The sequence below is a fragment of the Bradyrhizobium sp. S3.7.6 genome (assembly GCF_054061875.1).
Map to the genome: position 1 here is coordinate 7,731,977 of NZ_JBSSEQ010000001.1, position 22,649 is coordinate 7,754,625.

A 22,649-nucleotide genomic window follows, 5' to 3' on the forward strand; every position below is an offset into this window, starting at 1 on the left:
GAAGATGTGGGAACGGAACTCTCGCTCCGCAATCGCCTTTACCGGATCGTAACGCCGGGGGAACTTCGCACGCCATCGGTCATTGGAGATGCATGAGGATTCTCGTGGCAATCATCCTGGCTCTCGTCAGCACCTCGGCGTTCGCCGACAATATGGGCGAGCGAACGGCCGGCGACCGCGTGCCGACCGCAACCGATGTCATCACCGGCCTCTATAGCTTCAGCCGTTTCCAGCAGGGCCTGCTGGAGAGCACCGACCTGAAAGGCAATGCGGAGGTGAAAAATCTCGCGGCCCTGCGCGCCGAGGAGGCGGGCAAGCGCGACAAGACCCTGAAGCAGATTCAGGACGCAATCGGTGCGGAGCCGCACGCCGGCAAGACGACGTCAGTGAGCGCAAGCCTCGTCGAGCCCGAAAATGCGGATGGACCAACTTACGTCAGAAGCTTCTATGCCGCGCAAATCCCCGAATACGAATCCGCCATCAGCCTGCTCGAGCGCTATCTGAAAGCGCCCGACAATCCTGCGCTCGCCGCCTTCGCGCGCGAGCAATTGCCGATGCTGCGCACGCAGGTGAAAGATGCGGAGCGCACCATGGCGGACAAATAGCAGCCTATTTGTCTTCCGGATGATGCTGCTGGCTCTCCGGCCGCACCGTACGGTTACTCTCGGGGCCGGCATCGCCGTTGTCGTCCCTGCCGCCCGAGGTCGAGGCGCCGCTGCCGCTGGGGCTCGATCTGGTCGCGGTCCTCGTGGCCTGCGAATCAGCGTGCGGCGTGGCGGAGCTTGCGGCGGGGTCGCCAGTCACAGCCCCGCGCCCGCTGGGCGCGCCAGCGCCTCTCCTAGGACGGCTCTGAGCTCTGGTGCAGCGGCCGGCCGGCTTTTTCCTGAGCGGGATGGAACCATCGTCACTCCTCACCGTTATTTTGGCCGGGCTGAGCACGGCAGGTTCCAATTCCAAGCGCTGCAACGTTGGCGCTTGATTTCGAATTTGGCTGACGGTCTATTTTGACAACTGCGTCACGCCTTGGATTCGGCCGACGCCGCGGGGGAATCAGTATGAGCGACCTCGATCCCGGAACTGCATCACGCTCCGGTCGTCGCGTTCCAAAGCCAAAAACCAACGGTATGTCGGACCCGGATTCGCGGCCGGAATTGCTGCTTGCCTTGCAGGCCATGCGCAGCGGCGATTTTTCGGTGCGGATGAGCGGGGACTATCTCGGCATCGACGGCAAGATCGCCGACACTTTTAATGAAATCATCGCCGCCAACCAGCGCATGGCGCAGCAGCTCGAGCTGGTCGGTCAGGTCGTAGGGCGCGAGGGCAAGACCCGCCAGCGCGTGAAGTTCGGCCTCGCCAGCGGCTCCTGGGCCGACATGGAAGGCTCCGTCAACACGCTGATCGACGACCTCCTGTGGCCGACGCGCGAGGTGACGCGCGCGGTCGCGGCGGTGGCGCAAGGCGACCTGCTCCAGACCGTCAAGCTGGACGTCGACGGCCGCCCGCTGCGCGGCGAATTCCTGCAGTCGGCGACCATCGTCAACACCATGATCAAGCAGCTCGGCGTGTTCACCTCCGAGGTGACGCGCGTCGCGCGCGAGGTCGGCACCGAAGGCAAGCTCGGCGGCCAGGCCCAGGTGCCGGAAGTGACCGGCGTCTGGAAGGATCTGACCGAGAGCGTCAACTCGATGGCGAACAACCTGACCAACCAGGTTCGCAACATCGCCGAGGTCACGATCGCGGTCGCCAACGGCGACTTGTCCAAGAAGATCACCGTCGACGTCCGCGGCGAGATCCTTCAGCTCAAGGAAGCCATCAACACGATGGTGGACCAGCTGCGCTCCTTCGCCTCCGAAGTGACGCGCGTGGCGCGCGAGGTCGGCACCGACGGCAAGCTCGGCGGCCAGGCGATCGTGCCCGGCGTCGCCGGCACCTGGAAGGACCTCACCGACTCCGTCAACGCGATGTGCGGCAACCTCACCGCCCAGGTCCGCAACATCGCCAACGTCACCACTGCCGTGGCGCGCGGCGACCTGTCGCGCAAGATCACGGTGGACGTGCGTGGCGAGATCCTGGAGCTGAAGGACACCATCAACACCATGGTGGACCAGCTCAACTCCTTCGCCTCCGAAGTGACCCGCGTGGCGCGCGAGGTCGGCACCGAAGGCAAGCTCGGCGGCCAGGCCCAAGTGCCCGGCGTGGCCGGCACCTGGAAGGACCTCACCGACAACGTCAACTTCATGGCGTCGAACCTGACCGCGCAGGTCCGCAACATCGCCGACGTCGCGACCGCGATCGCAGGCGGCGACCTGTCGAAGAAGATCACGGTGACCGTCTCGGGCGAGATCCTTCAGCTGAAGGAAACGCTCAACACCATGGTGGACCAGCTCAATGCGTTTGCCGGCGAAGTCACCCGCGTCGCGCGCGAGGTCGGCACCGAGGGGCGGCTCGGCGGTCAAGCCAACGTGCTCGGCGTCGCCGGCACCTGGAAGGACCTCACCGAGAGCGTCAACTCGATGGCGTCAAACCTGACCGCACAGGTCCGCAACATCGCCGAGGTGACGACGGCGGTCGCGGGCGGCGATCTGTCGAAGAAGATCACCGTGGACGTGCGCGGCGAAATCCTGGAGCTGAAAGACACCATCAACACGATGGTGGACCAGCTCAACGCCTTCGCCGGCGAAGTCACCCGCGTCGCGCGCGAGGTCGGCACCGAAGGCAAGCTCGGCGGCCAGGCCCAAGTGCGCGGCGTCGCCGGTACCTGGAAGGACTTGACGGACTCGGTCAACTCGATGGCCTCGAACCTGACCGGTCAGGTCCGTAACATCGCCGAGGTCGCGACCGCCGTTGCGAAGGGCGACTTGTCGAAGAAGATCACCGTGAACGTGTCGGGCGAAATCCTTCAGCTGAAGGAAACGCTCAACACCATGGTGGACCAGCTCAACGCGTTCGCCGGCGAAGTCACGCGCGTGGCGCGCGAGGTCGGCACCGAAGGCAAGCTCGGCGGCCAGGCCCAGGTGACGGGCGTCGCTGGCACCTGGAAGGACCTGACCGACAACGTCAACTCGATGGCGGGCAATCTCACCGCCCAGGTCCGCAACATCGCCGAGGTCGCAACCGCCATCGCCGGCGGCGACCTGTCGCGCAAGATCACGGTGGACGTCCGCGGCGAGATCCTTCAGCTCAAGGACACGCTGAACACGATGGTCGACCAGCTCAACCGCTTCGCGGGCGAGGTGACGCGCGTGGCGCGCGAGGTCGGCACCGAAGGCCGGCTCGGCGGTCAGGCCAACGTGCCCGGCGTCGCCGGCACCTGGAAGGACCTCACCGACAGCGTCAACTCGATGGCGGGCAACCTGACCGCACAGGTCCGCAACATCGCCGAGGTCACCACCGCCGTGGCGCGCGGCGACTTGTCTCGCAAGATCACCGTGGACGTGAAGGGCGAAATCCTCGAGCTGAAGAACACCATCAACACCATGGTGGACCAGCTCAACGGCTTTGCCGGCGAAGTGACGCGCGTGGCGCGCGAGGTGGGTACCGAGGGCAAGCTCGGCGGCCAGGCCGAAGTGCCCGGCGTTGCCGGCACCTGGAAGGACCTCACCGACAACGTCAACTTCATGGCCTCCAACCTGACGGCCCAGGTCCGCAACATCGCCGAGGTCGCGACCGCAATCGCCGGCGGTGACCTGTCGAAGAAGATCACGGTGGACGTGCGCGGCGAGATCCTGCTGCTCAAGGACACCCTGAACACGATGGTGGAGCAGCTGCGCTCCTTCGCCGCCGAAGTGACGCGCGTGGCGCGCGAGGTCGGCACCGAGGGCCGGCTCGGCGGTCAGGCCGTCGTGCCCGGCGTCGGCGGCACCTGGAAGGATCTCACCGACAACGTCAACCTGCTGGCCGCGAACCTCACGACGCAGGTCCGCAACATCGCCGAGGTCACGACCGCCGTGGCGCGCGGCGACTTGTCCCGCAAGATCACCGTGGACGTGAAGGGCGAAATCCTCGAGCTGAAGAACACCATCAACACCATGGTGGACCAGCTCAACGCGTTTGCCGGCGAAGTCACCCGCGTCGCGCGTGAAGTCGGCACCGAAGGCGAGCTCGGCGGCCAGGCCCAGGTGCCCGGTGTGGCCGGCACCTGGAAGGACCTCACCGACACCGTCAACTTCATGGCGGCGAACCTGACCGAGCAGGTCCGCGGCATCGTCAAGGTGGTGACCGCGGTTGCGAACGGTGATTTGAAACAAAATCTCACCGTGAAATCCAAGGGCGAGGTCGCGGCGCTCGCCGACACCATCAACAACATGACCGAGACGCTCGCGACCTTCGCCGATCAGGTGACGTCGGTGGCGCGCGAGGTCGGCGTCGAGGGACGGCTGGGCGGCCAGGCCGACGTGCCCGGTGCCGCCGGCACCTGGAAGGATCTCACCGGCAACGTCAACCTGCTCGCGGCCAACCTCACCTCGCAGGTGCGCGCGATCGCGGAAGTCGCGACCGCCGTGACCAAGGGCGACCTGACGCGGTCAATCCAGGTCGACGCCCGCGGCGAAGTCGCCGAGCTGAAAGACAACATCAACACCATGATCACGAACCTCCGTCTCACGACGGACGTGAACACCGAGCAGGACTGGCTGAAGACCAACCTCGCTAAATTCACCAACATGCTCCAGGGCCAGCGCGATCTCACCACCGTCGGCCGGTTGCTGCTGACCGAATTGTCGCCCCTGGTGAACGCCCATACCGGCGTGATCTACCAGGTCGAGAACGAGGATAGTCCGCGGCTCCTGCTGCTCGCCTCCTATGCCGGCGACGGCGTCTATCCCTATCAGCGCGTGCTCCCGCTCGGCGACGGCCTGATCGGCCAATGCGCCCTCGACAGACGGCCGCGCGTCATCGCCGATATTCCGCCCGACGTGGTGCCGATCAACTCGGCGCTGTTCCGCGTCGCGCCAAAGAACCTCGTCGTGCTGCCGGTGCTGTTCGAAGGCCAGGTCAAGGCGGTGATCGAGCTCGCCTCGCTGACCTCGTTCACGACCTCGCAGATGACATTCCTCGAGCAGCTTACCGACTCCATCGGCATCGTGCTCAACTCGATCGAGGCGACGATGCAGACCGAAGGCCTGCTCAAGCAGTCGCAGCAGCTCGCCGGCGAGCTTCAGACCCAGCAGCGCGAATTGCAGCAGACCAACGACCAGCTCGAGCAGAAGGCGCAGCAGCTCGCCGAGCGCAACGTCGAGGTCGAGCGCAAGAACCAGGAAATCGAGCAGGCCCGCCGCGCACTGGAGGAAAAGGCGACCGAGCTCGCGCTGACCTCGAAGTACAAGTCCGAATTCCTCGCCAATATGAGCCACGAGCTGCGCACACCGCTGAACTCGATCCTGATCCTGGGACAGCAGCTCACCGACAATCCGGATGGCAACCTCTCTGCCAAGCAGGTCGAGTTCGCCCGCACCATCCATGGCGCCGGCACCGACCTGCTCAACCTCATCAGCGACATCCTGGATCTCTCCAAGATCGAATCCGGCACGGTGACGGTCGACGCCGAGGAGATTCTGACTGCGAACCTGCTCGAGACCGTCGGGCGGCCGTTCCGGCACGAGGCGGAAAACCGCAACCTGTCGTTCAAGATCGACGTCGACCCGAACCTTGCGCGCAGCATCGTCACCGACTCCAAGCGCCTGCAGCAGGTTCTCAAGAACCTGCTTTCCAACGCCTTCAAGTTCACCGCCGAAGGCGAGGTGCGCCTGAAGGTCGTCGCCGCGGTCGGCGGCTGGGGCACGGATCATCCGGTGCTGAACTCCGCGCCGGCGGTAATCGCGTTCGAAGTGACGGACACCGGCATCGGCATTCCCCTCGAGAAGCAGAAGCTGATCTTCGAGGCATTCCAGCAGGCGGACGCCGGCACCAGCCGCAAATATGGCGGCACCGGTCTCGGACTTGCCATCAGCCGCGAGCTCGCAAGCCTGCTCGGCGGCGAGATCCATCTGCGCAGCGCGCCCGGCAAGGGGCTCGTCCTTCACGCTCTATCTGCCGCTGAAATATTCCGGCCCGACGCTCGCGCCGCGTGCGCCCGCGCCGCAGCAGTACAGTCAGCCACCGGCGTTGCAAGCGGCTGCACCCGAACAGCAGCGCGTCATCGAGCAGATTGCCGACGACCGGCTCAATCTCGAGCCCGGTGACACCATCCTGCTCATCGTCGAGGACGATCCGCATTATGCGCGCGTGCTGGTCGATCTCGCCCGCGACAAGGGCTTCAAGGTTCTGGTCGCCGCGCGCGGCGCGGAGGCGCTGGAGCTTGCGAAGCAGTACCAGCCGCGGGCCGTTTCGCTCGACGTGTTCCTGCCTGATATGCTGGGCTGGACGGTGCTGAGCCAGCTCAAGCACAATCCGCTGACCCGCCACATCCCCGTGCAGATCATCACGCTCGACGAGGACCGGCAACATGCGCTGGCCCGTGGCGCCTTCTCCTTCGTCAACAAGCCGACCACGACCGAGGGCGTCTCAGCCGCGCTGACGCAGATCAAGGAATATGCACGGCCGCGGCGCAAGCGGCTCCTGATCGTCGAGGACAACGAGGCCGAGCAGCTCTCGATCCGCGAGCTGCTGCATCACGACGACATCGAGATCGTGACGACGGATACCGGCGCCGGCGCGCTCTCGACGCTGCGCGAGGCACCCTGCGATTGCGTGGTGCTCGACCTGCGGCTGCCCGACATGAGCGGCTTCGAGGTGCTGGACCAGATCCGCAACGACGAGAGCCTGTCGAACGTTCCGGTGGTGGTCTTCACCGGCCGCGAGCTCTCGGCGGAGGAAGATGCGGAACTCCACACCATGGCGCGCAGCATCGTGGTCAAGGGCGTGGAATCGCCGGAGCGCCTGCTCGACGAGACCGCCTTGTTCCTGCATCGCGTGATCACGGAACTGCCGGTCGAGAAGCAGCGCATGCTGGAGAAGCTGAACAGTTCCGACGAAGACCTGATCGGCAAGACCGCCCTGCTCGTCGACGACGACGCCCGCAACATCTTCGCGCTGTCGAGCGTCTTGGAGCGGCGGGGCATGAAGGTGCTGACGGCCACGACCGGCCGCGAGGCGGTAACGCTGGTCGAATCCAATCCGGAGATCGCCATCGTGCTGATGGACATCATGATGCCGCAGATGGATGGCTATCAGACCATCGGCGTCATTCGCGAAAATCCGGCCTTCGCCCGCCTTCCGATCATCGCGCTGACAGCCAAGGCGATGAAGGGCGACCGTGAGAAATGCCTGGAAGCCGGTGCGTCCGACTACCTCGCCAAACCCGTCAACACCGATCAATTGCTGCTTGCAATCCGCATGTGGCTGCACCGCTGAGTTTGGATCCGCGAATGGACCACGAAAAGGTCAACATCCTCCTCGTCGACGACCAGCCGGCCAAGCTGCTCGCCTACGAGGTGATCCTGAAGGAACTCGGCGAGAACCTCGTGATCGCATCATCGGGCCGCGAGGCGCTGGAGGTGCTCCTCAAGACCGAGATCGCGGTGATCCTGGTCGACGTCTGCATGCCCGAGCTCGACGGATTCGAGCTGGCCGCGATGATCCGGGAGCATCCGCGCTTCCAGAAGACCGCGATGATCTTCATCTCGGCCATTCAGGTGAGCGACATCGACCGTTTGCGCGGCTACGAGATGGGCGCGGTCGATTACGTGCCGGTGCCTGTGGTGCCGGAGGTGCTGCGCGCCAAGATCAAGGTGTTCGCCGAACTCTACCGCAAGACGCGCGAGCTCGAACGGCTGAACCGGGAGCTCGAGGACCGCGTTCGCGCGCGCACGGCCGAGCTGGAGAATTCCACCGCAAAGCTGCGCGAGAGCGAAGAGCGGCGCAGCATGGCGATTGCCGCCGGCAAGATGGGATCCTGGGACTGGGACTGGGTCAACGGCGACTGGATGTGGGACGAAGGCCAGTACCGCATCTTCGGCGTGACGCCGGAGACCTTCAATGTCACCTCAGCCAATATCCAGGCGCTGCTGCACCCTGATGACGTCGACCAGTTCAGCCAGGCGATTGCCGCGTTCAACACCGGCGCGCACGCCTATGAAGGCGAGTTTCGCGTCAGCCGGCCCGATGGCGAGGTGCGCTGGTGCGTCGGCACGGCGGCCGCGACGGTGGACCAGGGCGGCCGCGTGGTGCGCGTGAGCGGCGTCACCGTGGACATCACCGAACGCAAACGCGCGGAAGAGAGACAAAACCTGCTCGCGCGCGAGGTGGATCATCGCGCCAAGAACGCGCTGGCGCTGGCGCAATCGATCGTGCGCCTCACCCGCGCCGACGAGGTCAAGGCCTACGTCAACGCCGTCGAAGGGCGCATCAACGCGCTGGCGCGCGTGCACACGATCCTGTCGCTGTCGAGCTGGCAGGGCGCCGAACTCTCGAGGCTGATCGACGAGGAACTCGCGCCCTACTCGCTCGGCGGCCAGATCAAGCTGGCCGGTCCGGAAGTTCAGCTGGCGCCGGCGACAGCGCAGACGCTGGCGCTGGCGCTGCATGAGCTCTTCACCAACTCGGCGAAATATGGCGCGCTCTCGACGCGGTCGGGGCGGCTCGCGATCGGCTGGCAAGTCGAGGACGACCACCTCACACTGACCTGGGACGAAACCGGCGGCCCGCTGGTGAGGACGCCGAAATCCCGTGGCTTCGGCACGCGGAGCCTGCTTGCCAGTGTGGAATCGCAACTCGGCGGACAGGCGGAATTCAACTGGCGTGCCGAAGGCCTGTTGTGCCGCCTTGAGGTGCCGCTGACGCGGAAGACCGTAGCGCCGTCGGCCGCGAGCAAGTTCGACGCGGCTCCGTCCGAACCCCTTCAGCAGGCCTCAGGCTAGCGCGTCTGCGAGCGAAGTGGGCTCCGGTTCGCGCGTAAAGACAGGAATCTGGAGCTTCGGCCCTGATTCACTCAGAACCGATCATGCTCTAGCGCGTCGCGGCGACCCTCATGCTCTGCATCGCCTGCGGTTCGTCAGCGACACGTCCTTCCAGCCAGGCTTCCGTTTGCGAAAGCTCGCGCAGCGCCCGCGCGTAACGGCGGGCTGCGCTCCGCTCGGCGCCGCGCGGCAGCTTGCGCGCCTTGCGCAGCATATCCGCAGCCGCGTTGCGATAGGCCAGCGAGCGATAGAGAAAGACGACCTTACCCATATCGAATGTTCCCGTGTTGATGGCATTCATCCTCGCAAGACCGCCATGAACGTCGGATGAAGCGGGGAATGACAAAATCGTCATGACAATGGAACCCGCAATCGTCGTGCGCGTTTTATGCCACACCGCGAGGCGGTTCCATGCGCGGGAAAAAGTCGCCGAGCCTCATCTCTCCGACCGGCGTCATCAAGCTGATGACGCATGCGATGATGGGCGCAGCCCTCGGCCTTGTCTTCGGGCTCGCCCTCGTCCTGTTCAATCCGGCAGTCGCAAATTTGCTGAACCACGGCGGACATTCGGCCGCCATGGTCTTCATCATCACACTGGTGACGACGTTCGCGATCGGGGCGACGCTCACGGGCCTCATGTTCATCCTCGCCGAGGACAAGGAATTTTGAAGCGCGCGTGACGCGCACCGGGCGCTTTCGTTCGGAACTCCTGCGGCAAATGGCAGTTGGCTGCCTGCGTCAATTCAACTCAGGGAGTTCCCGCGCGTGAAAACCACCAAGCTCGCTCTTACCGTGATGTTGGCAACTGGCCTCGCCGCCGCTCCGTTCGCCGTGCAGGCCAAGTCGCATAAGGCCAAGCATGGATCCGCTATGTCCTCGTCGCAGACCACGGGTGCCAACACCAAGTCCTCCAAGGGCGCTGATCCCTCCGGTCAAGGTGGTTCTGGCCCCGGCTCCGACCAAGGCGGCACCATGACGAACAACAAGGGCGGCATGAGCAACACCAAGTGAGCTCCGGCCGACCATCAAAGGCCTCGCGGCGACGCGGGGCCTTTCGCTTTGGAGCTGGAGCTTGGAGCTGGATTGGGAATCCTTCCAGCGTCAGATCGCTAAAGCGGCCGTCCCGCGGCATTCGCCTTCACGAGATGCTCGAGCTGTGCACGTTTGCGTGCGATCAGGAGTTGGGCTGCGGCATCGTCGAGACCCTCGCGCTGCAATTGCCGGATGGCGGAGCCGAGTTCGAGAATTTCGGCGCGCAGCTTTAGAATCCGGTACGTGTCCGGGTCTTCGTCCACCGCACGCTCCCAAAATTCTCAGCGGCGCGCGATCACGCGCAGCGGACTGCCGGATGTCGTTGCAGGACGAAGGCGTACCCGCTCGCGGACGTCAGGCAGGACATCGCCGCCACCGGCCGCCTTCCATTCGCCGATCAGCAGGTTGATTTTCCGGCGCAGATCCATCTGCGCCAGGGCCTTTTCCGTGCAGTCGCGGTCGCGATTGACGAGGTCGCGCACAGACACCTCAATGTCGGCCATCTCAAGCCTCAAGGCGCTGATTTTGCGTCGAATTTCATTAATTCTGTTGTCCATGGCTTGTTAGAACAAAATAAGAACATATAGTCAAGTCAGGATTTGAGAACGGAGAGGCCAGATGCAGGTTCAGGGTAAATACGACGCCAGGGTTTTCCTCGCGGAACAGATGACGAGAGCGCAGGGGCTGAGGCTGAAGCGTCTGAGCGAGGAGGCCTATCAGCCCACCCAATACGATCGGGCTCTGTCCTCGACTGAGGCTGCGCGCCGCATTCGAGCGCTGGAAGACGAGATCGAGTTGGCGAACTCCTTCTGAGGAGCGCGGCCAGCGCATTTGGAACGTAGGGTCAGTGATGCGGTTCTTTCCCGTGGCCAAGGGAGAGAGTCGATGGCACGCAAGGCAAAGAAGCGCCGCTACTCACGCAGCGCCGGCGGTGATGTCGAGCGCGAGATGCGCCGCTATAAGAAGGGCACCGCGAAAAGCGGCCCCGGCGGTCGTGGCGGACGCGTGAAGAGTCGCAAGCAGGCGATCGCAATCGGCCTGTCGGAAGCGCGCGCGAAGGGCAAGAAGGTCCCGAAGAAGGCGTCGAAGCGGAAAACGTCCAAGAAGAAGACAGCCAAGAAGACGGCCAAGACAACGAAGAAGACCGCGAAGCGCAAGTCCAGCAAGCGGTAACGCCGATCCGGGTCAGATCATGCTGCCCGGCATGAAGCAGCGGATCGAAATCCCGAACGCAGTCTTCACCGGCCACACCATGGTGTGGCCAGCCCGGTTTGGCTCGGTGATGACGGCCTCATCAGGCACGTCCACCCACTGCCCGTCGAGCCGCACGCGATAGTGCCCATCGTGCGATTCCCAATCGGGGTCGGATACAGCAAAGCCATCTGCATCCGAGCAGCAGGGCCCGAGATGGCTGCGCAAACTGTCGAACCAGGGTTTTAGCGGCGAGTTGGCGTAGCGGCCATCGTCGCGCCCCAAGGCGCTTCCGGTCGTCAGGACAAGCGGCGCCACAAGCAGCGCACACCTCAGCGAGAGCTTCAATCGATCCATGTCGGCACCGATCAAATGCGAACCACCGGTTCCACAAGAAGGCCGGGCGTTCGAAGTTCCACTCCTGCAATTCGCCTGGGCGTCTTCATTGACGCCAAAGCCCAACACGTGATTCCCAACTGTGACGAGCGAACGCGGCTTTTTCGGACGAACCCGTCATCAACGCTGCCGTTAACGAGAATGTTATCGACACCTGTGGGAATCTTCCAGACGCGCACGAAAAAGGCGGCCCGCAGGCCGCCTTTTGAGTTTGCCGCGGGAAGCGCGAGGCTTAGGCCAGCGGCACCGCGACGAACCGCGTCGCTTCCTGGCTCTTCACCTGCAACAGCACGCTGTTCTTGCCGGATGATTTGGCCTGCGCCAGCTCGGAGCGGACATCACCGACATTGGCAACGGCCTTGCCGCCGACGTTGAGAATGACGTCGCCGGTCTGGATGCCGCGCTGCGCGGCGGGTCCCTGCGGATCGACCTCGGTCACGACGACGCCCTTCTGGCCCGCGCCCTGGACGTCGCCGGCCGGCGCCAGGCTGAGACCGAGGCGCGGCGTGCCGGTGTTCGGCTGCGCCTTGCCCTCGCCGGCCTTGGCCTGCCGCTCGTTCGGCAACTCGCCGAGGGCGAGTGTCACCGTCTTGCTCGCGCCTTTGTGGAAGACGTCGAGCTTCACGGAGGTGCCCGGCGCCAGGGTGGCAATGGTGCGGGCGAGATCGCGGGAGTCCTTGATCGCGGTACCGTTGACGGCGGTAATGACGTCGCCCGCCTCGATGCCGGCCTTCGCCGCGGGGCTGCCGTCCTGCGGATTGTCCACGATCGCGCCGCGCGCCTCCTTGAGGCCGAGGCTGTCGGCGATCTCGGCGCTCACCGGCTGCACCTGCACGCCGAGCCAGCCGCGGGTGACCGAGCCCTTGTCCTTCAGCTGCGCGACGACGAGCTTCGCGGTCGAAGCCGGAATGTCGAAGCCGATACCGACCGAACCGCCGGAGGGCGAGAAGATCGCGGTGTTCACGCCGATCACGTTGCCGTTCATGTCGAAGGCCGGACCGCCGGAATTACCCTTGTTGATCGGCGCGTCGATCTGGATGAAGTCGTCATAGGGACCGTTGCCGATGTCGCGACCATTGGCCGAGACGATGCCGGCGGTCACGGTGCCACCGAGGCCGAAGGGGTTGCCGACCGCGACCACCCAGTCGCCGATGCGCGGCTTCTGGTCGGAGAATTTGACGAACGGAAAGTCCCTCTTGCCATCGACCTTGATCAGCGCGAGATCGGTCTTCGGATCGGTGCCTACCACCTTCGCGGTGTAGCTCGTGCCGTCATCCATAGTCACCTGTACCGACTCGGCGTGATCGACGACGTGGTTGTTGGTCACGGCATAGCCGTCGGCGGAGATGAAGAAGCCGGAACCCTCGCCCGTGATCATCTGGTGGCGCTGGCGCGGCATGCCGTTCATGCCACCCGGGCCGCGGAAGCCGAACTGCCGCGAAAACTGGTCGAACGGCGAATCCTCGTCCGAATCCATCCGGTTCTGTTGCAGCATCGCGCTCTTGTCATTGTCCTGGTCGATCCTGACCCGCACCGAGATGACGGCGGGTTTGACCTTGCTGACGAGATCGCCGAAGCCCGGCGGCGTCGCGGCGGCTTCCGCCGCCTGGGCCGGCCCGATGAAGGAATTCAGACCGAACTGCGAAGAGGCGGGAGAGGCAGCGAGCACGGCCACGCCAAGCGCGGCCACGGTGCCCAGCAGCGCAAGCCGGCGCGGCTTCAATATCTTGCGGGACGTGGTGGTGTCGGAATTGACGTGATCGTTCATGTCGAAATGTCCATGTTGGGTAAGTCGCCTTGCAACCAACATGGACATCGTCACCTTACGGCGTCCCGTCCGTCCGATTAAATCTTGGCAAAGGTGCCGCGAAAATCAGGGCTGCACATTTGATGCGGCTCAACGCAGGCCCCGTGCGCCGTGATAGACTGCGGCCACTGGATGATGTCCACCGGAGGCGCGCCATGTACAAAGACATTCTCGTCCACATCCCGACCGAGCGCCCGATGAGCGCGGTGATCGACGGCTCGATCTCGCTCGCGGCGAGACTCAACGCACACGTCGACGCGGTCGCCGTCGGGTACGTCGCGAGCAGCACTGCCTACGTCCTGGATGGCGGTGCCGCCGTAGCGGCGGTGTTCGAGATGGAGCGCGAGCGCGCGGTGGAGCGTGCCGAGGCCGCGTTGGCGATATTTCGGAGCGAAGCCACGAACGCCGGCATCTCCTGCACCTGCCACCCGCTCGGCGCAATCCCGGCGGACGCAGCCGGCTCGCTCGGCGAGATGGCGCGGCTCCACGATCTCAGCATCGTGCTGCAGCCCGATCCGGCGCAAGGCTCATTCGACAATGATATGCCCGGCGAGATCCTGTTCCAGGCGGGCGGACCGGTGCTGTTCCTGCCCTACACCTTTCGTGGGTCATTCAGGGCGAACCGGATCGGCATCTGCTGGGATGGCAGCCGCCTCGCCGCCCGCGCGATGCGCGACGCCGCTCCCTTCCTGGCCCGCGCCGAGGAGATCGTGATCATCACGATCAACGAAGCCGACGCCGTTCCCGACGAAGTCTCGGCAAGCCATCTGGCAAGACACCTCGGCCGGCGCGGATTGTCGACCCGCACGGTCAGCCTGTCGGCGGCACGCGCCGACATCCAGCCGACCATCCTGTCGCTGGCCGCCGACGAGAGCCTCGATCTCCTGGTCATGGGCGGCTACGGCCACTCACGATTGCAGGAACGTTTCCTCGGCGGCGTCACCCGCGCCATGCTGGAAGCCATGACGGTCCCGACGCTGATGTCGCATTGATCGAGAGATGATCCGCAACGGACCGACGCCCTCAGGCCGCAGCAGGGGTCTCAAATGGCGCGGTGGCGATGGCGTCGTCCTCGGGTTGCGCATTGCACGCGTCGAAATGCGCCTTCAGCGCAATCTCGGCGAGATATTCGAAATGTTCGGCTTGGCCAAGGAGTTGCCAGTTCTGGAGCGGCCGATAGGCCGCCTGCTGACGACAGAGAGACGCCAGCGCCCGGTAGCGACGTACGTTCTCCATGAGACCCTCCCTCGCATTCACTGAGCTTATTGCCCTGATTTACGTCAGGCCGATGGCGGTTATGCAAAACATTTACTGCGTGCGAGGCGCCCCGCGCAACCTGGGTTAACGTCTGGGAAACGCGCAGGCCTCCATTGGTTCCTATCGGAGAACTCCACGTGGAACTCATTGGCCAGGCGTAGCGCTGGCGCGCGACGGAGATGCCGATCAGATCAAGATACCGTTCGATCGATTCCGGCCACCCGATGAGATTGCCCTGCATTTCTGCGCAGAACTCTCGGGCGAGGAAGGCCCGCTGCGCTGTGCGGCATGCCCTGTAGAACCTCGGACGGGATGGCACGCCATGGCACAACCAGTGCGACGCCGGCGCTGCCACGCCTGTATGCCGTATTCTACCGGGTGAGCGCGGCCTCGCCGGCCCGGATCGTCTGTGCCGAACCATGTTGCAGCTTCGAAACCCGGCCGGCCTCCGCAGCAGCGCGGATGGCGGCGATGTTGCCCGCATAATCGGCGCTGCTCTTGCCGCGGAACACGGCCGATCCTGCCACGAGGGTGTCGGCGCCCGCGGCAGCCACGGCGGCGGCATTGTCGCGCGTGATGCCGCCATCGACCTCGAGCCGGATCGGCCGGTCGCCGATCATGCTTCGAATGCGCCTGATCTTCTCGATCTGGGAGTCGAGGAAGGACTGGCCGCCGAAGCCGGGATTGACCGTCATCACCAGCACGAGGTCGAGACGATCAAGCACGTATTCGATCGCGGCTTCCGGTGTAGCCGGACACAGGCTGACGCCAGCCTTCTTGCCGAGCGCACGGATGGCCTGGAGCGAGCGGTCCAGATGCGGGCCGGCTTCGGCATGGACCGTGATGACGTCGGCGCCTGCCTTTGCGAACGCCTCCAGGTAGGGATCGGTCGGCGCGATCATCAGATGCACGTCAAAGATCTTCGCCGTCGCCGGTCGGATCGCCTTGATGACGTCGGCGCCGAAGCTGATGTTCGGCACGAAGTGCCCGTCCATGACGTCGCAGTGGATCCAGTCGGCGCCGGCAGCATCAATAGCCCTAATCTCCTCGCCGAGGCGCGCGAAATCGGCGGCCAGGATCGAAGGCGCGATGAGGATTTCTCTCGTCATGGCTTCGCACTCCTCTGCGCGTCCGCACCACCGCTGAAAACGCGACTCGCAAGGACATCCGTCGGATCGATCGTTTCGAGATCGGCGACATCGAGCATGCGGTCGAGATCGGAGACGAGGCGATCGGCCTGCCGCAGGCGGATGCGATCGACCGCGTTGCGGATCGAGCGCGCATTGGAGAAGAACGGCTGGGTCCGGCGCAGCGCGATGTATTTTTCAAAGGCCCCGCGCGCCGCCGCCGAGAAGCGGTATCCACGCTCCTTCAGCATCAGCTCGGCGATGACGAGAAGCTCGGCTTCCGCATAGTCCGGGAAGTCGATGTGATGGGCGATGCGCGAACGGAAGCCCGGGTTGGAGGCAAAGAAGCTCGTCATCCGCTCGCCATAGCCGGCGAGGATCACGACGAGGTCCTCGCGCTGGTTCTCCATCACCTGGAGCAGAATCTCGATCGCCTCCTGGCCGTAATCTCGCTCGTTGTCAGGCCGGTGCAGATAATAGGCCTCGTCGATGAACAACACGCCGCCCATCGCCTTCTTCAAGATCTCCTTCGTCTTCGGCGCGGTATGGCCGATATACTGGCCGACGAGATCGTCGCGCGTCACCGAGATCACCTGCCCGCGCCGCACGAAACCGAGACCGTGCAGGATCTTTGCCATGCGCAGCGCCACCGTGGTCTTGCCCGTGCCCGGATTACCGGTGAACGACATGTGCAGTGTCGGTGGCGACGATGCCAGTCCCGCACGCTGGCGGATGCGCTCGATCAGCAGCAGTGACGCGATCTGGCGCACGCGGTTCTTGACCGGCCGGAGGCCGATCAGCTCCTGCTCGAGCTGTTGCAGCGTGTCGGTGATCCCGGCCGCCTCGGCCTCCTTGCGGAGATCGAAACTGGTCTCGCTGGTTTCAGCGGTCGTCGCATGAGGGACATCAAGCATCGGCACCTCGAAGAAAAGAGCTTCGCCGCGGGGGGAGCGGCGAAGCAGTGGTCCGCCAAGGAAACGGAGCAGGGAGTGCTCCGCGCGGAGAGGAGTAACTAGGTCGACGCGTGCGCGGCCGGCCGGCGCACGGTGGTGTAGCGGATCGCACGTCCGCCCACCTCCTGCCGCACCAGGTCGAACTCGGCTTCCTGCGGCGGGCGGTTGACGAGGAACGAGATCCGCACCGATTCCCAGCCATGGCTGGAGTCGAATCCACTGATGCGGATGTAGCGGTCGCCGTAAACCCTGCGGCATTCGGCGAGCTCCATCATCACGCCGGCGGCGTCCTGGAGGTCGAACATCGGCAGGCCCCACATCTCCCAATAGGTGTTGCGGGGATGCGGATCGTCGGTGAACTCGATATTCACCGCCCAGCCATTGGCCAGGCAATACTGCACCTGCTTGGTGATCTGGTCGTCGGTCAGATCAGGCAGGAACGAGAAGCAGCCCTGGGTCAGTTTCATGTCAAAACTCCTCAAACGGTTTCGAGCGCGGTCGGCACGAAGTCCGGCGTATCAGTGGATTGATAGTTGAAGCTGACGTCCTTCCAGACCTCGAGCGCGGCCTTTAGCGGGGTGCAGGTCTCGGCCGCCCTCGCCAGGATCTCGGGACCTTCATGGACGTAGTCGCGCCCCTCGTTGCGGGCGAGGATCATCGCCTCGAGCGCCACGCGGTTGGCGATCGCGCCAGCCGCAATGCCCATGGGATGGCCGATGGTGCCGCCGCCGAATTGCAGCACGACGTCCTCGCCTAGGAGATCGAGCAGCTGGTGCATCTGGCCGGCATGGATGCCGCCGGAGGCGACCGGCATCATCTTGTTCAGGCTCGCCCAGGACTGGTCGAAGAACAGGCCATGCTCGAGCTTGGTCGGGTTGAAGTCTTCGCGGCAGACATCGTAATAGCCGCGCGTGGTGTTGGGATCGCCTTCGAGCTTGCCGACCACCGTGCCGGCGTGGATGTGGTCGACGCCGGCGAGCCGCATCCACTTCGCGATGACGCGGAACGACACGCCGTGGCTCTTCTGCCGCGTATAGGTCGAGTGACCGGCGCGATGCAGATGCAGGATCATGTCGTTGCGCCGTGCCCATTTCGCCATGGACTGGATCGCGGTGTAGCCGATCACGAGATCGATCATGACGATGCACGACCCGAGCTCTTTGGCGAACTCTGCGCGCTCGTACATGTCCTCCATCGTCCCCGCGGTGATGTTTAGGTACGTGCCCTTGACCTCGCCGGACGCCGCCTGCGCGCGATTCACGGCCTCCATGCAATAGAGGAAGCGGTCACGCCAATGCATGAAGGGCTGCGAGTTGATGTTCTCGTCGTCCTTGGTGAAGTCGAGCCCGCCCTTGAGCGCCTCGTAGACCACGCGGCCATAGTTGCGCCCGGACAAGCCGAGCTTCGGCTTCACCGTCGCGCCCAGCAGCGGCCGGCCGAACTTGTCGAGCCGCTCACGCTCGACCACGATGCCGGTCGCCGGCCCCTGGAACGTCTTCACATAGGCGACCGGGAAGCGCATGTCCTCCAGACGCAGCGCCTTCAGCGGCTTGAAGCCGAACACGTTGCCGATGATCGAGGCCGACAGGTTGGCGATCGAACCCGGCTCGAACAGGTCGAGGTCGTAGGCGATGTAGGCGAAGTACGAGCCCGGCGTGCCGGGCACCGGATCGACACGGTAGCACTTTGCGCGATACTTCTCCGCAGCGGTCAGGCGATCGGTCCACACCACCGTCCAGGTCGCGGTCGAGGATTCGCCGGCAACCGCCGCTGACGCCTCGATGGGGTCCACGCCCTCCTGCGGCGTCACGCGGAACAGCGCGATGACATCGGTGTCCTTCGGCGTGTAGTCGGGCTCCCAATAGCCCATGCGCGCGTATTCCATCGTGCCCGATCGATAGCGCTCTTTGCCCCGGACGGTTCCTGCGTGTGCATTCATGGCTCTCTCCTGCTCTTCTCTCTCTGAATGATTAGGCGGCGACCGACTCGCGGGCGCCGATGCGCGGGTCGAGCTCGCCGGCGCGATAGCGCCGCGCCATCTCGCTCAAGGGAATGACCTTGATCTTGCTGGCGTGGCCCGCGGTGCCGAACTGCTCGAAGCGATCGCGGCAGAGCTCGCGCATCGCATCCATCGCAGGCTTGAGGAATTTGCGCGGATCGAACTCCGAGCGCGTTTGCGCGGCGACCTTGCGGAACACCGCGGTCATCGCGAGGCGACAGTCGGTGTCGATGTTGACCTTTCGCACACCGCTCTTGATGCCGCGGACGATCTCCTCCACCGGCACGCCCCAGGTCTGCGGCATCTCGCCGCCGAACTGATTGAACATGTCCTGGAGCGGCTGCGGCACCGAGGAGGAGCCGTGCATCACGAGATGCGTATTCGGCAGGCGGCGGTGAATCTCCTCGACCACCCGCATCGCCAGGATGTCGCCATCAGGCTTGCGGCTGAACTTGTAGGCGCCGTGGGACGTGCCCATCGCGATCGCGAGCGCATCGACCTTGGTGGCGCGGACGAAGTCGACGGCTTGGTCGGGATCGGTGAGGAGCTGGTCGTGGCTGACCTTGCCCTCGACGCCGTGGCCGTCCTCCTGCTCGCCGCCGCCATGCTCGAGCGAGCCGAGCACGCCGAGCTCGCCTTCGACGGAGGCGCCCACCCAATGCGCGAGATCGACGACGCGGCGGGTGATGTCGACATTGTAGTCGTAATCGGCGGCGGTCTTGGCGTCGGCCTTGAGCGAGCCGTCCATCATGACGGAGGTGAAGCCGTGGGCGATGGCGGAGGCGCAGGTCGCCTCGTCATTGCCGTGGTCCTGGTGCATGCAGAGCGGAATGTCCGGATAGGTCCGCTCCAGCGCGTCGATCATGTGCGAGAGCATGAGATCGCCGGCATAGCTGCGCGCGCCGCGCGAGGCCTGGATGATCACGGGCGCATCGACCTCGGCCGCGGCCTGCATGATCGCAATACCCTGCTCCATGTTGTTGATGTTGAACGCCGGCACCGCGTAGCCGTGGTTGGCGGCGTGATCGAGCAGCTGACGAAGGGTGATACGGGCCACGAAAGTTCCTCCTGTTATGGCTTGCCGGCGCGGGTGATCGTCCGCCGGGCGGCTTCGGCAACGCTTTGCGGCGTGATGCCGAATTCGCGGTAGAGCACGGGCGCCGGCGCAGAGGCGCCGAAGCCGCGCATGCCGACGAACTCGCCGTCAGTGCCGATCCAGCGATGCCAATCGCCGGCGACTGCGGCCTCGATGCCGACGCGCGGGGCAGTGCCGAGCACACAGGCGCGGTAGTCCTCCGGCTGCTCCTCGAACAGCGCGAAGCATGGCGCGGAGACCACGGCGGCGCGGATATGTTCCGTCGCGAGCAGGCGAGCGGCTTCCAGCGCGATCGAGACTTCGGAGCCGGTCGCCATCAACGTGACGTCGCGACCGCCGTCCGGCGAGACGATGAGGTAGGCGCCGCGCGCGACACGGTTCCTGCCGCGCACGTCGCTGCGGAATGTCGGCAGCGCCTGACGCGACAGACACAGCACGGAGGGGCGATCTTCCGCCTCGAGCGCGCAGTCCCAGGCTTCCAGCGTCTCGACCGCGTCGGCGGGGCGGAACACCAGAAGATTCGGGATGACGCGCAGCGCCGCGAGATGCTCGACGGGCTGATGCGTGGGACCGTCCTCGCCAAGACCGATGGAGTCGTGGGTCATCACATGGATGACGCGCAGCCGCATCAGGGCCGCAAGACGGATCGCCGGCCGGCTGTAGTCGGAGAAGGCGAGAAAGGTGCCGCCATAGGGGATGAATCCGCCATGCAACGCGAGGCCATTCATCGCGGCGGCCATGCCGTGCTCGCGGATGCCGTAGTGGATGTAGCCGCCGGCGAACGCCCCACGCGTCACCGGAGTCTGCGCTTTGGCGTGCGTGAGGTTCGAATGCGTCAGGTCCGCCGAGCCGCCGACCAGTCCGGGAATTGTCCCGGCAATGCCGTCGAGCACCTGTTGCGAGGCTTGCCGCGTCGCCAGCTTCGGACGCTCGCTGGCAAAGCGCTCGCGCAATTTCGCCGAGGCCTGGGCATAGGCCTCCGGCAGGGCAACGGCCTTGCCCTCGATGAACAGCTCGCGCTGCGCGGCCGTCGCGCATTCGTAGCGGTCGAGCCAGGCAAGACGCTCGACCTGCCCGCGCTGTCCGATCATCCGCCATGCCTTGAGGATCGGGATCGGGACCACGAAAGGCTGATAGTCCCAGCCGAGCGTCCGCCGCGCCGCCGCTGTTTGCTCGGTGCCGAGCGGCGCACCATGCGCCTTCTCGGTGCCCTGACGGTCCGGCGCGCCATAGCCGATGATGGTACGGCAGGCGATCAGCGACGGTCTTGTGCTCTCACGCTCTTCGGCAATCGCCTGCGCAACCGCTTCGGGGTCATGGCCGTCGACACGGCGGACCGACCAGCCGGACGCCGCAAAGCGCGCGAGCTGATCATCGGAAGTGGCCAGCGAGGTCGGCCCGTCGATGGAGATGCCGTTGTCGTCGAACAGCACAATCAAACGGCCGAGCTGGAGATGACCGGCGAGCGAGATCGCCTCCTGGCTGATGCCTTCCATCAGGCAGCCGTCGCCCGCGATCACATAGGTGAAGTGATCGACCAGGCCGTCGCCGTGCCGTGCATTGGCCATGCGCTCGGCGAGCGCCATGCCGACAGCGGTCGCAATCCCCTGCCCCAGCGGCCCGGTCGTGGTCTCGACACCCGGCGTGTGGCCGTATTCCGGATGCCCCGGCGTCTTCGAGCCCCACTGCCGGAACGCCTTGATGTCGTCCAGGCTGACGTCGCCGCCGGTGAGATGCAGCAGCGCATAGAGCAGCATCGAACCGTGGCCCGCCGACAGCACGAAGCGGTCGCGATCCGGCCAATTCGGGTGAGCCGAGTCGAATTTCAGGAACCGCGAGAACAGCACGGTTGCGACGTCGGCCATGCCCATGGGCAGGCCGGGATGGCCGGACTGCGAGGTCTCGATCGCATCGACCGCGAGGAAGCGGACGGCATTGGCGAGATCGTTGTGCGCGACTGCCGTGATGTCGGCTTCAGCGTGGACGGAGATATTCATCGGATTCTCTCCCTGTTCACTTCAGATTTCGCTTGCGCTCGATCAGCTGCATGATCAGCGGCGTCAGGATCAGCTGCATCGCCAGATCGAGCTTCGCGCCTGGACACACGATGGAGTTCGCGCGGGACATCCAGCTGTGGGGAAGCATCGACAGCAGATAGGGGAAGTCGATGCCGCGCGGATTCTTGAAGCGGATCACGACCATCGATTCGTCCGGCGTCGGGATCCAGCGCGCGATGAACGGATTGGAGGTGTCCACCGTCGGCACGCGCTGGAAGTTGATGTCGGTCTCGGTGAATTGCGGGCAGATGTAGTGGATGTAGTCGGGCATCCGCCGCAGGATGGTGTCGGTGACGGCCTCGGTCGAATAGCCGCGGGCGCTGCGGTCGCGGTGCAGCTTCTGGATCCATTCGAGATTGATGACCGGCACGACGCCGATCTTGAGATCGGCGTAGCGCGCGACATTGACCTTGTCGGTGACGACGGCGCCGTGCAGGCCCTCGTAGAACAACAGGTCCGAATTTTCCGGCAGCCGCTCCCACTCGGTGAAGGTCCCGGGCGCCGTACCATGCAGTGCGGACTCCTCGGCATCATGGACATAGTGCCGCGTCGTCGCGGTGCCGGTCTCGCCATAGTCGCGGAAGGCACGCTCCAGCTCCTCGAACAGGTTGGTCTCGGGGCTGAAATGGCTGAAATGCTTGTTGCCGCGTTCGGCCTCCTGCGCCATCTGCGTGCGCATCTCGGCACGATCATAGCGATGGAAGGCGTCGCCCTCGATGTAGACGGCGTTGACCTTCTCGCGGAAGAAGATCTGCTCGAACGTCTTCTTGACCGAGGTGGTGCCGGCGCCGGAGGAGCCGGTGATGGAGATGATCGGATGCTTCCTGGACATGGGTCGCC

General features: G+C 64.8%; 20 protein-coding genes and 1 pseudogene. 8 read left to right on the forward strand and 13 right to left on the reverse strand.

Annotated features, from left to right (window positions below; all coding sequences use genetic code 11):
- Positions 1-92 precede the first annotated feature (92 nt).
- The 3 genes and pseudogenes from ACVJ5M_RS37395 to ACVJ5M_RS37405 all read left to right on the forward strand — a co-directional run bounded on the left by ACVJ5M_RS37395 (position 93) and on the right by ACVJ5M_RS37405 (position 8,855).
- Positions 93-605 carry a DUF4142 domain-containing protein gene (locus ACVJ5M_RS37395; protein WP_063984950.1) on the forward strand — a complete coding sequence of 171 codons (513 nt, stop codon included), beginning with the start codon at positions 93-95 and terminating at the stop codon, positions 603-605.
- A 450-nt stretch (positions 606-1,055) separates the two neighbouring features.
- Positions 1,056-7,350: pseudogene (locus ACVJ5M_RS37400) on the forward strand (HAMP domain-containing protein).
- 14 nt (positions 7,351-7,364) lie between these two features.
- A complete protein-coding gene (locus ACVJ5M_RS37405; protein WP_063986598.1) occupies positions 7,365-8,855 on the forward strand; it encodes an HWE histidine kinase domain-containing protein in 1,491 nt (496 codons plus the stop codon).
- Positions 8,856-8,943: 88 nt separating this feature from the next.
- Here the strand turns inward: ACVJ5M_RS37405 and ACVJ5M_RS37410 are convergent, their stop codons facing one another.
- Positions 8,944-9,165, reverse strand: a complete 222-nt coding sequence (locus tag ACVJ5M_RS37410) for a hypothetical protein (protein ID WP_063986599.1) — start codon at positions 9,163-9,165, stop codon at positions 8,944-8,946.
- A 140-nt stretch (positions 9,166-9,305) separates the two neighbouring features.
- Between ACVJ5M_RS37410 and ACVJ5M_RS37415 the strand changes: the two genes are divergently transcribed.
- Both ACVJ5M_RS37415 and ACVJ5M_RS37420 read left to right on the forward strand, forming a co-directional pair.
- Complete coding sequence (locus tag ACVJ5M_RS37415) at positions 9,306-9,563, forward strand: hypothetical protein (protein WP_063984952.1); 258 nt, start codon at positions 9,306-9,308, stop codon at positions 9,561-9,563.
- Between the two features lie 96 nt (positions 9,564-9,659).
- On the forward strand, positions 9,660-9,905 hold the full coding sequence (locus tag ACVJ5M_RS37420) for a hypothetical protein (protein ID WP_063984953.1): 246 nt from the start codon (positions 9,660-9,662) through the stop codon (positions 9,903-9,905).
- Positions 9,906-10,003: 98 nt separating this feature from the next.
- Here ACVJ5M_RS37420 and ACVJ5M_RS37425 read toward each other — a convergent pair whose 3' ends face one another.
- Both ACVJ5M_RS37425 and ACVJ5M_RS37430 read right to left on the reverse strand, forming a co-directional pair.
- The gene (locus ACVJ5M_RS37425) at positions 10,004-10,189 is read right to left on the reverse strand and encodes a hypothetical protein (RefSeq protein ID WP_084795247.1); all 186 of its coding nucleotides are present in this window, start codon (positions 10,187-10,189) and stop codon (positions 10,004-10,006) included.
- A gap of 18 nt (positions 10,190-10,207) precedes the next feature.
- Positions 10,208-10,429, reverse strand: a complete 222-nt coding sequence (locus tag ACVJ5M_RS37430) for a hypothetical protein (RefSeq protein ID WP_063984954.1) — start codon at positions 10,427-10,429, stop codon at positions 10,208-10,210.
- Positions 10,430-10,544: 115 nt separating this feature from the next.
- On the opposite strand from ACVJ5M_RS37430, the gene ACVJ5M_RS37435 reads away from it, so the two are divergent.
- The gene (locus ACVJ5M_RS37435) at positions 10,545-10,739 is read left to right on the forward strand and encodes a DUF3072 domain-containing protein (protein WP_063984955.1); all 195 of its coding nucleotides are present in this window, start codon (positions 10,545-10,547) and stop codon (positions 10,737-10,739) included.
- Between the two features lie 72 nt (positions 10,740-10,811).
- Entirely contained in the window at positions 10,812-11,099 is a 288-nt protein-coding gene (locus ACVJ5M_RS37440) for a DUF6496 domain-containing protein (RefSeq protein ID WP_063984956.1), read from the forward strand.
- 12 nt (positions 11,100-11,111) lie between these two features.
- Here ACVJ5M_RS37440 and ACVJ5M_RS37445 read toward each other — a convergent pair whose 3' ends face one another.
- Together ACVJ5M_RS37445 and ACVJ5M_RS37450 are read right to left on the reverse strand one after the other, a co-directional pair.
- Complete coding sequence (locus ACVJ5M_RS37445; RefSeq protein WP_028148242.1) at positions 11,112-11,474, reverse strand: hypothetical protein; 363 nt, start codon at positions 11,472-11,474, stop codon at positions 11,112-11,114.
- Between the two features lie 271 nt (positions 11,475-11,745).
- On the reverse strand, positions 11,746-13,281 hold the full coding sequence (locus ACVJ5M_RS37450; RefSeq protein ID WP_063984957.1) for a Do family serine endopeptidase: 1,536 nt from the start codon (positions 13,279-13,281) through the stop codon (positions 11,746-11,748).
- Positions 13,282-13,475: 194 nt separating this feature from the next.
- On the opposite strand from ACVJ5M_RS37450, the gene ACVJ5M_RS37455 reads away from it, so the two are divergent.
- The gene (locus ACVJ5M_RS37455; RefSeq protein ID WP_063984958.1) at positions 13,476-14,312 is read left to right on the forward strand and encodes a universal stress protein; all 837 of its coding nucleotides are present in this window, start codon (positions 13,476-13,478) and stop codon (positions 14,310-14,312) included.
- Between the two features lie 31 nt (positions 14,313-14,343).
- On the opposite strand, the gene ACVJ5M_RS37460 is transcribed toward ACVJ5M_RS37455, so the two are convergent.
- The 8 genes from ACVJ5M_RS37460 to ACVJ5M_RS37495 all read right to left on the reverse strand — a co-directional run bounded on the left by ACVJ5M_RS37460 (position 14,344) and on the right by ACVJ5M_RS37495 (position 22,641).
- Entirely contained in the window at positions 14,344-14,556 is a 213-nt protein-coding gene (locus ACVJ5M_RS37460; RefSeq protein WP_028148245.1) for a hypothetical protein, read from the reverse strand.
- Between the two features lie 392 nt (positions 14,557-14,948).
- Positions 14,949-15,686, reverse strand: coding sequence for a ribulose-phosphate 3-epimerase (gene rpe / locus ACVJ5M_RS37465; protein ID WP_063984959.1), 738 nt, complete (start codon positions 15,684-15,686; stop codon positions 14,949-14,951).
- Positions 15,683-16,618: a CbbX protein gene (cbbX, locus tag ACVJ5M_RS37470; RefSeq protein ID WP_063984960.1), complete on the reverse strand. Its 936-nt coding sequence runs from the start codon at positions 16,616-16,618 to the stop codon at positions 15,683-15,685. Before cbbX ends, rpe begins: the two co-directional genes overlap by 4 nt.
- A 98-nt stretch (positions 16,619-16,716) precedes the next feature.
- Positions 16,717-17,124 (reverse strand): ribulose bisphosphate carboxylase small subunit, encoded by a 408-nt coding sequence (locus ACVJ5M_RS37475; protein ID WP_063984961.1) that lies wholly within the window; start codon positions 17,122-17,124, stop codon positions 16,717-16,719.
- An 11-nt stretch (positions 17,125-17,135) separates the two neighbouring features.
- Positions 17,136-18,596: a form I ribulose bisphosphate carboxylase large subunit gene (locus ACVJ5M_RS37480; RefSeq protein ID WP_063984962.1), complete on the reverse strand. Its 1,461-nt coding sequence runs from the start codon at positions 18,594-18,596 to the stop codon at positions 17,136-17,138.
- A gap of 31 nt (positions 18,597-18,627) precedes the next feature.
- Positions 18,628-19,713: a class II fructose-bisphosphate aldolase gene (gene fba, locus ACVJ5M_RS37485; RefSeq protein WP_063984963.1), complete on the reverse strand. Its 1,086-nt coding sequence runs from the start codon at positions 19,711-19,713 to the stop codon at positions 18,628-18,630.
- A 14-nt stretch (positions 19,714-19,727) separates the two neighbouring features.
- The gene (gene tkt, locus ACVJ5M_RS37490; protein WP_063984964.1) at positions 19,728-21,749 is read right to left on the reverse strand and encodes a transketolase; all 2,022 of its coding nucleotides are present in this window, start codon (positions 21,747-21,749) and stop codon (positions 19,728-19,730) included.
- Positions 21,750-21,765: 16 nt separating this feature from the next.
- Positions 21,766-22,641 (reverse strand): phosphoribulokinase, encoded by an 876-nt coding sequence (locus ACVJ5M_RS37495; RefSeq protein WP_063984965.1) that lies wholly within the window; start codon positions 22,639-22,641, stop codon positions 21,766-21,768.
- Between the last annotated feature and the right edge of the window lie 8 nt (positions 22,642-22,649).